The organism is Acidithiobacillus sp., from assembly GCF_027322205.1.
GTDB lineage: Bacteria > Pseudomonadota > Gammaproteobacteria > Acidithiobacillales > Acidithiobacillaceae > Acidithiobacillus.
The window spans coordinates 1-12,117 of sequence record NZ_DAHVHY010000058.1 but is presented as its reverse complement, the minus strand read 5'-3'; the positions used below and the strand labels follow the sequence as shown (position 1 = coordinate 12,117).

General features: G+C 56.7%; 10 protein-coding genes, 1 tRNA gene and 1 pseudogene. 3 read left to right on the top strand and 9 right to left on the bottom strand.

Going from position 1 to position 12,117, the window contains the following annotated elements; all coding sequences use genetic code 11:
- Positions 1-69 precede the first annotated feature (69 nt).
- Genes pgsA through M7F93_RS09045 form a run of 3 tightly spaced genes read right to left on the bottom strand, consistent with a single transcriptional unit; the run spans position 70 to position 2,868 of the window.
- Positions 70-660 carry a CDP-diacylglycerol--glycerol-3-phosphate 3-phosphatidyltransferase gene (pgsA, locus tag M7F93_RS09055; RefSeq protein WP_298172258.1) on the bottom strand — a complete coding sequence of 197 codons (591 nt, stop codon included), beginning with the start codon at positions 658-660 and terminating at the stop codon, positions 70-72.
- Between the two features lie 2 nt (positions 661-662).
- Entirely contained in the window at positions 663-2,534 is a 1,872-nt protein-coding gene (gene uvrC / locus M7F93_RS09050) for an excinuclease ABC subunit UvrC (protein ID WP_298172254.1), read from the bottom strand.
- A gap of 31 nt (positions 2,535-2,565) precedes the next feature.
- Positions 2,566-2,868, bottom strand: coding sequence for a gamma-butyrobetaine hydroxylase family protein (locus M7F93_RS09045; RefSeq protein ID WP_298172252.1), 303 nt, complete (start codon positions 2,866-2,868; stop codon positions 2,566-2,568).
- Positions 2,869-2,957: 89 nt separating this feature from the next.
- Here M7F93_RS09045 and efp point away from each other — a divergent pair, with 89 nt between their 5' ends.
- Positions 2,958-3,518 carry an elongation factor P gene (gene efp / locus M7F93_RS09040; protein ID WP_298172249.1) on the top strand — a complete coding sequence of 187 codons (561 nt, stop codon included), beginning with the start codon at positions 2,958-2,960 and terminating at the stop codon, positions 3,516-3,518.
- A gap of 49 nt (positions 3,519-3,567) precedes the next feature.
- Here the strand turns inward: efp and M7F93_RS09035 are convergent, their stop codons facing one another.
- The 6 genes from M7F93_RS09035 to uvrB all read right to left on the bottom strand — a co-directional run bounded on the left by M7F93_RS09035 (position 3,568) and on the right by uvrB (position 11,146).
- On the bottom strand, positions 3,568-3,933 hold the full coding sequence (locus tag M7F93_RS09035; RefSeq protein WP_298172247.1) for an FtsB family cell division protein: 366 nt from the start codon (positions 3,931-3,933) through the stop codon (positions 3,568-3,570).
- A 54-nt stretch (positions 3,934-3,987) separates the two neighbouring features.
- Entirely contained in the window at positions 3,988-5,268 is a 1,281-nt protein-coding gene (gene eno, locus M7F93_RS09030) for a phosphopyruvate hydratase (protein ID WP_298172244.1), read from the bottom strand.
- Positions 5,265-6,110 (bottom strand): 3-deoxy-8-phosphooctulonate synthase, encoded by an 846-nt coding sequence (gene kdsA, locus M7F93_RS09025; RefSeq protein WP_298172241.1) that lies wholly within the window; start codon positions 6,108-6,110, stop codon positions 5,265-5,267. The genes eno and kdsA overlap by 4 nt, the downstream gene beginning before the upstream one ends.
- Positions 6,107-7,744, bottom strand: a complete 1,638-nt coding sequence (locus M7F93_RS09020) for a CTP synthase (protein ID WP_298172238.1) — start codon at positions 7,742-7,744, stop codon at positions 6,107-6,109. The genes kdsA and M7F93_RS09020 overlap by 4 nt, the downstream gene beginning before the upstream one ends.
- 217 nt (positions 7,745-7,961) lie before the next feature.
- Positions 7,962-9,017 (bottom strand): NAD(P)-dependent alcohol dehydrogenase, encoded by a 1,056-nt coding sequence (locus M7F93_RS09015; protein WP_298172235.1) that lies wholly within the window; start codon positions 9,015-9,017, stop codon positions 7,962-7,964.
- A gap of 101 nt (positions 9,018-9,118) precedes the next feature.
- A complete protein-coding gene (uvrB, locus tag M7F93_RS09010; protein WP_298172232.1) occupies positions 9,119-11,146 on the bottom strand; it encodes an excinuclease ABC subunit UvrB in 2,028 nt (675 codons plus the stop codon).
- A gap of 134 nt (positions 11,147-11,280) precedes the next feature.
- Here uvrB and M7F93_RS09005 point away from each other — a divergent pair.
- Together M7F93_RS09005 and M7F93_RS09000 are read left to right on the top strand one after the other, a co-directional pair.
- A tRNA-Arg gene (locus tag M7F93_RS09005) sits at positions 11,281-11,357 on the top strand.
- Between the two features lie 436 nt (positions 11,358-11,793).
- Positions 11,794-12,117: pseudogene (locus M7F93_RS09000) on the top strand (hypothetical protein); the annotation flags it as partial.

The following is a 12,117-nucleotide window of genomic DNA, read 5'->3' as shown; positions in this document are numbered from 1 at the left end:
GACCCCAACCTTGGCAAGGTTGTGCTCTACCACTGAGCTATTCCCGCATGGCCGCAAAGACTACCGGGATCACCGGTCCCTGTCAAGACGAACGCCGCCGCTGGCCATCAAGCTGGGCCAAGCGGCACGCAAGTAGCCTACCATACTCCAGAGTGTCATCGCCGCCGCCACGACCAGGAGAACCATGCCCAGATTCCGTCCTGACAGGCTAAACAGAGGTCGTTCGTAGACCAGGAGCAGAATCGAAATCATCTGCGTAGCCGCCTTCGCCTTGCCCAGCCAGGAGACTGCCACCTTCTTGCGCTCCCCCAGTTCTGCCATCCATTCACGCAGTGCCGACACGGTGATTTCCCGGCCAACAATCACACTGATCAGAATACCCGCCAGAATCTTGGGCATCTCTCCCGAAGACGCGATGAGCACCAGCGCAGTGACCACCATGATCTTATCTGCAACCGGGTCCAGAAAGGTACCAAAGGGGGACACCCCCTGATAGCGCCGAGCCAGATAGCCATCGGCCCAATCCGTAATTGCCGCCACCGCAAAAACGCCGGTGGCACCAAAAGTGCGCACATCGCTCCCCCAGTAAAAAAGCGCCACAAAAATAGGCACCAATAAGATGCGCAGAACTGTCAGGAAATTGGGCAGCCGTTTTATCACAATCAGGCACGTCCTACGTGAAAGAAATCATATATCCGCTGCGCAAGCTCCAAATGGATACCTTCTACGCGCTGCAAATCCTCTATACCGGCGTCACGAACCCCTCGTAAACCACCAAATGCGCGTAACAGCGCGACTCGCCGTTTGGGTCCGATTCCGGCGATGCCATCCAGATCAGACACCTGTCGCACCTTGCCGCGCCGCGCCCGATGACCGGTAATGGCAAAACGATGGGCTTCGTCGCGTATTTCCTGAATCACCAGTAATACCGGGTCATCATCGTCAAATTGTCGCGCGGCGGCCCATCCGGGGATATGCAGCATCTCCAGCCCCGGACGCCGCGTCGTCCCTTTCGCTACCCCACACAACTGAATACCCGCTATCTCCAATGCGTCCAAAGCTGCTTGCGCCCGGGCCACCTGCCCGGGACCACCGTCAATAAGAACGATCTCCGGCAAGGCCAAACCTTCTTTTTGCAAGCGCGCGTAGCGGCGATGCACCGCCTGCTCTATAGCCGCGTAATCGTCCCCACCCTGGATGTCCCGGATATTGAAGCGGCGATACGCACTCTTCAGCGCCCCATCTTCACCGAAAACCACACAAGATGCCACCGCCGCTTCGCCGCGCGTATGGCTAATGTCAAAGCATTCTACGCGCTGCGGCGTTTCTGCGAGGTCAAAAAGCTCCTGCAGCAGGAGCATACGCCGCCGTCCGGCGGTGGCGGTCTGCGCTCTTTGGCGCAACGCTCCCACGGCGTTGGTGAACGCCAACGCCATCCAGCGCCGGCGCGGACCGCGCTGCGGCTGATCAATCATGACCCGGTGCCCGGCTTCGCTGCTCAGGGCCTCCGCGAGTGAAGTCGGCGAACGCGGCAGCACATTGACCAGCAGATTCCCTGGCACCTCTTTATTACTGTAGAACTGCATAAGGAAGGCCGCGAGAACATCTGGCGCACGCACTTCTTCCGTATGGCGTGGGAAAATTGCGCGTCCGCCCAGTTGTCGTCCATTGCGGATAAAACTGACATACACCACCCACTGCCCATTCTCTTGTGCCGCCGCCAGCACATCAAAATCTCCCCCACCTGCCTGCGCCACATACTGACGCTCCTGAATCTTGGACAAAGCGGCGATCTGATCACGGCGCCGCGCTGCCTCCTCGAAATCCAGTTGCTCCGCAGCCGTCTGCATCCTCGCCCCTAGACTCCGGATCGCCTCGTCGCTTTTTCCTTCCAGAAAGCGAATCGTATCCGCCACATCCCGCGCGTAATCCTCCCCGCTGATATGCCCCACGCAGGGGCCACTACAACGGTGAATCTGATACTGCAAACAAGCCCGGCTACGATGGTAAAAGGTATGATCCTCGCAGGTCCGCAAGCGAAAGGCTTTTTGTAAGAGCACCATGCTCTCACGCAGCGCAGTGACAGCAGGATACGGGCCAAAATAGTGCCCTTTAACCTTTTGGGCACCCCGATGCAAGCTCATGCGCGGCGTGTCGTGACTGCTTTCGATAAACAAGTAGGGGTAACTCTTGTCATCACGCAGCAAAATATTGTACGGTGGATGGTGGCGCTTGATGAGATTGGCTTCCAGCACCAGCGCTTCAGTTTCGGTGTGGGTCACTACCACTTCGACCCGTTTTACCTGCGCCAGCATCGCCAGCGTTTTGGGACTGTGGCGCTGCTTCTGAAAGTAAGAACTGACGCGACGTTTGAGATTGCGGGCCTTGCCCACATAGAGCAGGCGGCACCCTGAGCCAACCATCTGGTAAATACCGGGCTGACTGGTCAGCGTACGCAGAAAGTCGCCAAGAACGAAAGCTGTTTCCGCCGCCTCAATAGTTCTCTGCGTGTCTTCTATCGGTTCAGCATCCATGAAATTTCAGAATTTTTAACTCCAGAAACGCTCACTCACCATCCAGCCTACGCAGATACTCCCAAGTGAAAATGCCGGTATTATGGCCATCACTGAAATGCAGCTGCACCGCGTAGTTACCCACCGGCACCACATCCACAACACTCACATTTTCCTTACCGGTAATGATCTGTGCCTGATCGGGTGTGTGTCCTTTACACTCCGCACAGGGGCATTCCACCCGCAGGTGTTCAAAGGTCAGGCAACTGGTGTGACCATCGGCCCAATCTACTTCCATGATGCGACTGATCATGAGGGGACGAATCTCCAAGGGCTGGGTACGGGGCTCAGACATGATTACCTCTCAGGGACCGGGCTGGTCAGAAATAAGCCTCTAGGGTACAATTCACGCCCTCTAAAGGGAATGCCCAGAAGGACTACAGTATGAAGATTTCCGCCTTTGATATCCGCCCCGGCAATATTCTGGAACATGAAAAAGGGCTTTGGCGTGTACTCAAAACCGATTTCGTGAAGCCCGGCAAAGGCGGCGCCTTCGTGCAGGTCGAGATGAAGAATATTGAGACGGGTACCAAATCCAATACACGCTTCCGCTCCGGAGAAAGTACGGAGAAGGCCGTCGTCGAGCCACGTACCATGCAGTATCTGTATGCAGATGCCACCGGCTATGTCTTTATGGATAACGAGAGCTTTGAGCAGCTCATTCTCAGTGAGGATCTGCTCGAAGGACAAACCGGCTATCTCCTGCCCAATACCGAAATCCAGGTCAACCTGCATAACGAAAGACCCATTGGCGTTGAATTACCGCCTGTGGCCGTTTTGGAGGTGAGTGAAGCCGACCCCGCCATTAAGGGACAAACCGCTACCGGCTCCTATAAGTCCGCACGTATGGAAACCGGCATTACGGTTATGGTGCCGCAGTTTGTGAATGCGGGTGAAAAAATCCGGGTGAATACGGTAGACGGCAGTTACATCGACCGTGCCTGACAGAGCATCAACGGATAGATCGCCAGACCTGCGCAACGCCCGGCACGACTCAGGACACATGGGTAATGGTATTCACGCGGTTGGGAGTATCTTTGGCCGGAATCACCCAGACAAATACCTCTCCCTTACTGATCATCCCCAAATGACGTCGGGCCAACTCTTCAACAGCATGGCTCCCCGTTTGCAGGCTCGTCACCTGCGTAGTTAAAAGATCGTTGCGATCCTCTAAGCGCTTCAAAACCACTTGCTTGGTTTCCAGTTTATGGTGCAGATCCACGACATTCCACCAGCTTCCAGAACCAAACCAAAGCGGATATTGCAAGGCGCACAATACGGCTAAAAGCATAAAGTCTACAAGACGCATCTCTGCCTTAGCAGAGACTACGCTACTCTTTACGTGCGCCCAATAGCCCATGCCGAAAAATCCCCGAAAATTTAATGGCTCAGAAAACACCCCATTGAATTCTTTTTAGTCGAGATTATAAAAAGTTGCAAGCCCAGGATAACGAGCTGCATCACCCAAGTCTTCTTCAATACGCAACAAACGGTTGTATTTTGCAACCCGATCCGTGCGCGACAAAGAACCTGTTTTAATCTGACCACAACCTGTAGCTACCGCAACATCGGCCAACGTGGTGTCCTCAGTTTCTCCGGATCGGTGCGAGACGATAGCCGTATAACTATGGGTTTTTGCCATTTCAATGGCCGCCAGGGTCTCAGATAAGGTACCGATCTGGTTGAGTTTAATGAGAATACTATTGGCGACACCACGCTCAATACCTTCGCGTAAAATGGCCGTATTCGTCACGAAAATATCATCGCCCACCAACTGCAAACGATCGCCGAGACGATCGGTCAGCATGACCCAGCCCTCCCAGTCATTCTGATCCATGCCATCTTCAATACTGATCAACGGATAACGATCGGCCAGTGCCTCCAGGTAGTCTACGAATTGCGCACTATTGAGTTCGCGCTTTTCGCTGGCCAGATGATAGCGCCCATCCCGATAAAACTCACTGGACGCTACGTCCATGCCCAGCCAGATATCTTTGCCCGGCTGATAACCCGCCTTGCTGATGGCGTCCATGAGCAATTCCAGTGCAGCCTCGTTGGATGGCAGATTCGGAGCGAAACCGCCCTCGTCGCCGACGGTCGTTGCCAGTCCGCGCGATTGGAGTACGGCTTTGAGGCTGTGGAACACCTCCACTCCCATCTGCAAAGCCTCAGAGAAAGACTCCGCACCCGCCGGGATCAGCATAAATTCCTGCATATCCACGTCATTATCAGCATGGGCACCGCCGTTGATGACGTTCATCATCGGGACAGGTAATTGCAGAGGACCAAGGCCACCAATATAGCGATACAAAGGTTGGCCAGCGGCGTGGGCGGCGGCGTGGGCAGTCGCCAGTGAAACGCTCAGGATCGCGTTGGCGCCGAGACGAGCCTTATTTTCGGTGCCATCCAGGGCGCAGAGGGCGGCGTCAATATGCTCCTGCTCTTCGGCTTCCATGCCGAGGAGTAAATCCTGGATTTCGCCATTAACATGTTCAACGGCCTTACGCACCCCTTTGCCGCCATAGCGCTGGCCACCGTCACGCAACTCCACCGCCTCGCGCTCACCGGTCGAGGCACCACTGGGCACGATAGCACGACCCATAGCACCATTTTCCAGATGGACTTCGGCTTCCACCGTGGGGTTACCACGCGAATCGAGAACTTCACGGGCTTGTATGCGGACGATGGCGTTCATGCTAACTCCTCAGGATGGTTTTCAGGGAAATCTTGGTCTTTCACGAGATGATCGATCTGCTGGAGGACACGCAACAGGCTCTCCATACGTCCCAGCGGCCAAGCATTAGGGCCATCGGACAATGCCTGCGCCGGATCAGGATGAGTCTCCATAAAGAGCCCTGACACGCCTGCCGCCACGGCCGCACGCGCCAGCACTGGGATAAATTCGCGCTGGCCCCCAGACCGGTCGCCCTGACCACCTGGGAGCTGTACCGAATGGGTCGCATCAAAAACCACTGGGCATCCGGTCTGACGCATCACTGCGAGGGAACGCATATCCGATACGAGGTTGTTATAGCCGAAGGAGGCCCCGCGCTCACAGACCATAATCTGGTTATTGCCGGTAGCTTTGGCCTTGTTGGCGACGTGCAGCATATCCCAGGGCGCGAGGAACTGGCCTTTCTTGATGTTGACCGGCTTACCGGCAGCAGCGACGGCCTGGATGAAATCGGTCTGCCGACAGAGGAAGGCCGGCGTTTGCAGCACATCGGCCACCTCCGCCACGGCCGACACGTCCTCTTTTTCATGAACATCCGTAATGATCGGCACCCCCGTTTCCCGGCGGACCTTTTCGAGAATGCGCAATCCTTCGTCCCTACCAAGTCCGCGGAAACTCTGTCCCGAAGAGCGGTTCGCCTTGTCGTAGGAACTTTTATAAATAAAGGGGATACCGAGGCGTGCACAGATATCGCGCAGAGCCTCCGCCGTGCGCAACGCCAGAGATTCATTCTCGATCGCACAAGGTCCGGCCATCAGAAAGAAAGGGGACTGCAGGTCTGCCTCGAAGCCACAAAGTCTCACGCTGCAGTCTCCCGTTCCCGCTGCGCGATGGCGGCGCGCATAAAAGCGTCAAACAATGGATGCCCCTCACGTGGATTGCTGGTGAACTCCGGGTGAAACTGGCAGCCCAGAAACCAGGGGTGGCCCGGCAACTCCACCACTTCCACCAGCTCAGTATCCGCAGAGAAACCCGTATAGCGCAACCCTGCCGTGGCCAATGAATCGCGGTAACGATTGTTGAACTCGAAGCGATGGCGATGGCGCTCGTGAATCCGCTCCTGCCCATAAGCTTGTGCCGCCAAGCTGCCAGGTTCCAGTCGGCACTCTTGCTCACCCAGCCGCATGGTGCCGCCCAGATTGCCCCCCTCCTCCCGATAGGCCTTATGACCTTCGGGATCAGACCACTCGGTCATCAGCGTAATGACTGGCGCCGGAGTCTGGGGGTCCAGTTCTGTGCTATTGGCATCCCTCAATCCGGCGCAATGCCGGGCGAACTCAACGACCGCTAATTGCATGCCAAGACAGATGCCGAGATAGGGTACCCTCTGCTCCCGCGCGTAGCGAATGGTGGTGATTTTGCCTTCAGTGCCACGCCCGCCGAAACCACCGGGCACCAGAATAGCATCCGCTTCCGCGAGCATTTCCGTCCCCTGCATCTCAATATCTTCAGCATCCACATACAAGAAACGCACACTCCGCCGCGCCCGCAAGCCGGCATGAAGCAATGCCTCGGCCAATGACTTGTAAGACTCGGTAAGCCCCACATATTTACCCACGAGGGCAATCACCACCTCATCTTCCGGGTGTTCCAGGGCGTTTATGATGCCATTCCATACCGAAAGGTCAGGGGCTGGCACCTGCAGGCCAAGATTCTGCACCACCAGATCATCAAGACCCTGCGCATGGAAAAGCAGTGGAATACGATAGATGCTGTCGGTATCGATAGCAGAAATGACGGCCTTTTCCGGCAGATTAGAGAAGAGCCCGATTTTAGCCCTATGATCGGCTGGTATAGGCCTGTCGGCACGGCAGAGCAGCACATCCGGCTGGATACCGATGGCACGCAGTTCACGCACCGAGTGCTGGGTCGGTTTGGTTTTCATCTCCCCGGCAGACGCCAGATAGGGTACCAGCGTCAGATGCATGAAAAGGGTATCACCCCGTTCCTCCTCTACCGCCATCTGCCGGATCGCTTCCAGAAAGGGCTGCGATTCAATGTCGCCGACGGTACCGCCGATCTCCACCAGCGCCACATCCGCATCCGCCGCACCCAACCGGATGCGCCGCTTGATCTCATCGGTGACATGGGGGATGACCTGTACCGTACGCCCCAGATAGTCGCCGCGCCGTTCTTTTTCAATAACGGTCTGATAAACCAGGCCGGTGGTGAAATTGTTGCGCTTGCCCATCCGCGTCGAGAGGAATCGCTCGTAATGCCCCAAATCCAGATCCGTTTCCGCACCATCGGCCGTGACGAAAACCTCACCGTGCTGGAAGGGGCTCATGGTACCCGGATCGACATTGATATAGGGGTCCAGTTTGAGCATGGTGACCTTCAGCCCACGCGCCTCCAGCAGTGCACCAAGAGCTGCGCCAGCAGCGCCCTTGCCCAGAGAAGAAACCACCCCACCTGTTACGAAAATGTATTTGCTCATAGGACTCGCAGCGCACGCGTTTAACCTGCGCATGGTAGCCAATTCGGACGTGCGGTACAACGCAAACCGCCTTTCAGTGGTGACCCATGCGCAGTTCCTGCTGCCTTGACATTCCCCCCCGAAACAAAAAAACACGCCAGACTGTCGTTTATGGCTTCAGCCCGGCGCGTTTTCAGTCTCTTGCTGGTGGGGCTGGATATCTCCGGCCCCAGAGAACCTATTTCAGCGTCGCCATGTCAATCACAAAGCGATACTTCACATCGCTCTTCAGCATTCTTTCGTAAGCGGTATTGATGTAGTCCATGGGGATCATCTCGATATCCGAACCAATCCCATGCTGCGCGCAGAAATCCAGCATCTCCTGCGTTTCCCGAATACCACCAATAAGGGAGCCCGCGAGCTGCCGGCGCTTTAAAATCAGGTTGAAGACTTCTGGTGACGGATGGGGCTCTGCCGGCGCACCCACCAGCGTCATCGTACCATCCCGCTTGAGCAGGTTCAGGAAGGCGTCCAGATTATGGGACGCCGCCACGGTATTGAGGATAAAATCGAAGCTGTTGGCATGGCTGGCCATTTGCGCGTCATCTTTGGAGATGCAGACCTCATCCGCCCCCAGCCGCTTACCATCCTCCACTTTGCCGGGGGAGGTGGTGAACAGCACCACATGGGCACCCATGGCATGCGCCAACTTGACGCCCATATGACCGAGGCCACCCAGGCCGACAATGCCGACCTTTTTACCCGGTCCGACACCCCAGTGGCGTAAGGGCGAGTACGTGGTGATACCGGCGCAGAGCAGCGGTGCCACACTCGCCAGATCTTTTTCATCATGCCGGATCTTGAGCACAAAGGATTCTTTGACTACCACGCTCTGGGAATAGCCGCCGTAGGTATTTTCGCCGCCGAATACCGGGCCGTTGTAGGTTCCGGTGAATCCGTTATCGCAGTACTGCTCCTCACCCTCGTCACAGGACGGACAGTGCCCACAACTATCCACCATGCAACCGACACCGGCAAAATCACCAACTTTAAAATTTTTGACATCCTTACCGACGGCAACGACCCGGCCCACGATTTCGTGGCCAGGAACGGCGGGATACAGCGTGTTTTTCCACTCATTGCGGGCGGTGTGCAAATCGGAATGGCAGACACCGCAAAAGAGTATATCTATCTGGACATCATCGGGACCCGGCTCACGACGCAGGATTTCGTAGGGCGCCAACGGACTGCGGGCAGTCTGAGCAGCATAGGCCTTAGCCTTCATCATCATCATGTTCTCCTGTCATTGCATACCGTCCGGTTGGTTTACAGGATAGGCAATGCCCTACGCGGCGTCAAGTTGCCGGGCGTGCTCTTGTCCTGATGAGTCACACCTCAGTCCTCTTCCAGAGATACCGGCAGATCTGTACCCAGCAGACGGACCTCCAGTTTTTTGATGTCGTCCCGCAGCGCCGCCGCCTGTTCAAACTCCAGGTTGCGGGCGTGACGGTACATGGCCTCCTCCAGCTCCTTGATTTTTTTAGAAACGGCTTGAGGCTCATTAAGCACGCGATAATCCGCGTTTTTTTCCGCAGCGCGCGCAGCCGGTTGGGCACTGCGCCGGTAGACACCCTCAATCATGTCTGACACCGGCTTGATGATGCCGCGCGGGGTGATGCCATGCGCAGCATTGAACTGCAACTGCTTCTCGCGGCGGCGGTCGGTTTCGGCTATGGCCCGGGCCATGGATTTGGTGACGCTGTCCGCGTAGAGAATGGCCCGTCCGTGCAGGTTGCGCGCGGCGCGCCCGATGGTCTGAATCAGCGACCGCTCCGAGCGCAGGAAGCCCTCCTTATCCGCATCCAGAATAGCGACCAATGCCACCTCCGGCATATCCAGGCCTTCCCGCAGCAGGTTAATCCCGATCAGCACGTCGAACACCCCGGCGCGCAGATCGCGGATGATCTCCACCCGCTCCACCGTCTCGATATCAGAGTGCAGGTAACGGCATTTGATACCCAGTTCATGGAGATAATCGGCCAGATCTTCGGCCATCCGCTTGGTCAGCGTCGTCACCAGAATGCGCCAACCGGTACCCACAACAATGTTGATTTCACTGATCAGATCATCGACCTGCCCCTTCGCCGGGCGGACATCCACAGCCGGATCGACCAGGCCGGTGGGCCGTACCACCTGCTCCACCACCTGCCCGGAGTGCTCCAGCTCGTAGGGACCGGGTGTTGCAGAAATAAACACGGTCTGCGGCATGAGTGACTCGAACTCGGGGAACATCAAGGGCCGGTTGTCCAGCGCCGAGGGCAGACGAAAACCATATTCCACCAAGGTTTCCTTACGCGAACGATCACCCTTGTACATCCCCCCGAACTGCGGGACGGTCACATGGGATTCATCCATAAACAGCAGGGCGTCCTTGGGCAGGTAATCCATCAGGGTCGGTGGCGCCTGACCGGGCACCCGTCCCGAGAGGTAGCGGGAGTAATTCTCGATCCCCGAGCAATACCCCAGCTCGGCCATCATCTCCAGATCAAAGCGGGTGCGCTGCTCCAGCCGTTGCGCCTCAACCAGCTTGTTGGCGCGGCGCAGGTCCTCCAGACGCGAGCGAAGCTCATCTTTAATAGCGTCCAGCGCCGCGAGAATGGTCTCGCGCGGGGTGACGTAGTGGCTTTTGGGGTAGATGGTGTAACGCGGCAAACGGGTGATGGTCTTGCCGGTCAGGGGATCAAAGAGCGAGAGGCGCTCCAGCTCGTCGCCAAAAAGCTCAATCCGAACGGCTTCGTCCTCACTTTCTGCAGGCCATATATCGATGACGTCGCCGTTGACGCGAAAGGTGCCGCGCTTCATTTCCAAAGGATTGCGGCTGTATTGCATCTCCGCCAGACGCTTGAGGATAGCGCGTTGATCCATGGTGGCGGACTCGCGCAGATGCAGAATCATGCCATGGTAGGAGGCCGGATCACCTAGACCGTAGATAGCGGAAACGGTGGCCACGATGATGACATCCGGGCGTTCCAGCAGTGCCTTGGTGGCAGAGAGGCGCATCTGCTCGATGTGGTCATTGATGGCGGCGTCTTTTTCGATGAAGGTGTCGGAGGAAGGAACGTAGGCCTCGGGCTGGTAGTAATCGTAATAACTGACGAAATACTCCACAGCATTGTGGGGAAAAAACGCGCGCATCTCCGCGTAGAGCTGCGCTGCCAGGGTCTTGTTGGGTGCCATGATGATGGCGGGCCGGTGGGTGCTTGCGATGACGTTGGCCATGGTGAAGGTCTTGCCCGAACCGGTCACCCCCAACAGGGTCTGGAAAAATTCACCAGAGGCAAGGCCATTCACCAACTGACGGATGGCTTCCGGCTGGTCGCCCTGCGGTGGGAAACTGCTCTCCAGGGTAAAGCGCTTGTCCATGCTCTGCTCCGATCGGCTGATACCACCAACCATACACGCTGGCAGCCGTCAGCGAAAAGGGGCACACTCCGGCTTCCCTGACCGCCACCGGTCCTCTACAATGACGCGGACGATTTATTGTCGGATTATCCCTTGCGCCTGTAGCTCAACCGGATAGAGCAACGGCCTTCTAAGCCGTAGGTTACAGGTTCGATTCCTGTCAGGCGCACCAAATAAAACAACTGGTTATGAAACATTCCAGACCGTTAAAAACCCGTCATGGGGCGATTTTGGGGCACCAAGCCGCAAGCCGTAGGCACTCTTGGGAACCCAAAAGGCACCCTTTAGCCTTCCTTCTGGCGTCACTGTGACAACCGCCCGACCTGTGGATAAGTGCCCCATTTTGTCCCGCACTGCCCCATGAGTGCCCCATATCCCATTATGGCGGAATAGATACCCTGATAATTCATTGCCTTGTGTTGCGTATGCTTTGGCTTAGTAAGCCCTTGTTGCGCTTTTTTGCCGTGAATGTATAATAAAAAACAGGCCGAGGGGTGTAATCAGCACCCGCCCGACCCTACCACCGCAAAGCCTGAACAGGAGGCCGCAATGGATAAGCACAGTTTACCGCATACAGCGCCAGCCCTCACCACTTGGAGGGCGTAATCATGGCCGCCATAGAGAAACGCACCGCCAGCGACGGCACCACGTCCTACCGGGTGAAGGTCAGACTACGGGGCCAGCTTGTCCAGTCCGCCACGTTCGCCAGTCTCAGCAAAGCCAAGCAATGGGCCACCCAGACCGAAAGCGCCATAAGGGAAGGTCGGCACTTCAAAACGTCCGAGGCCAAACGTCACACACTGGCGGAAGCTATCGAGCGTTACGAACGGGAGAAGTTGCAAGGTATGCGGGCCAAGGATGCCCGGAAACAGCACCTTGATTACTGGAGGTCTGAACTCGGCACCCTGACCCTTGCGGACGTGACGCCAGCC

Bases quoted from the DNA above. Each gene is read 5' to 3' on its own strand.
- uvrB (WP_298172232.1), bottom strand. From the start codon at position 11,146: ATGGACAAGCGCTTTACCCTGGAGAGCAGTTTCCCACCGCAGGGCGAC.
- M7F93_RS09015 (WP_298172235.1), bottom strand. From the start codon at position 9,017: ATGATGATGATGAAGGCTAAGGCCTATGCTGCTCAGACTGCCCGCAGT.
- M7F93_RS09045 (WP_298172252.1), bottom strand. From the start codon at position 2,868: ATGTCTGAGCCCCGTACCCAGCCCTTGGAGATTCGTCCCCTCATGATC.
- M7F93_RS09020 (WP_298172238.1), bottom strand. From the start codon at position 7,744: ATGAGCAAATACATTTTCGTAACAGGTGGGGTGGTTTCTTCTCTGGGC.
- eno (WP_298172244.1), bottom strand. From the start codon at position 5,268: ATGAACGCCATCGTCCGCATACAAGCCCGTGAAGTTCTCGATTCGCGT.
- efp (WP_298172249.1), top strand. From the start codon at position 2,958: ATGAAGATTTCCGCCTTTGATATCCGCCCCGGCAATATTCTGGAACAT.
- M7F93_RS09035 (WP_298172247.1), bottom strand. From the start codon at position 3,933: ATGGGCTATTGGGCGCACGTAAAGAGTAGCGTAGTCTCTGCTAAGGCA.
- uvrC (WP_298172254.1), bottom strand. From the start codon at position 2,534: ATGGATGCTGAACCGATAGAAGACACGCAGAGAACTATTGAGGCGGCG.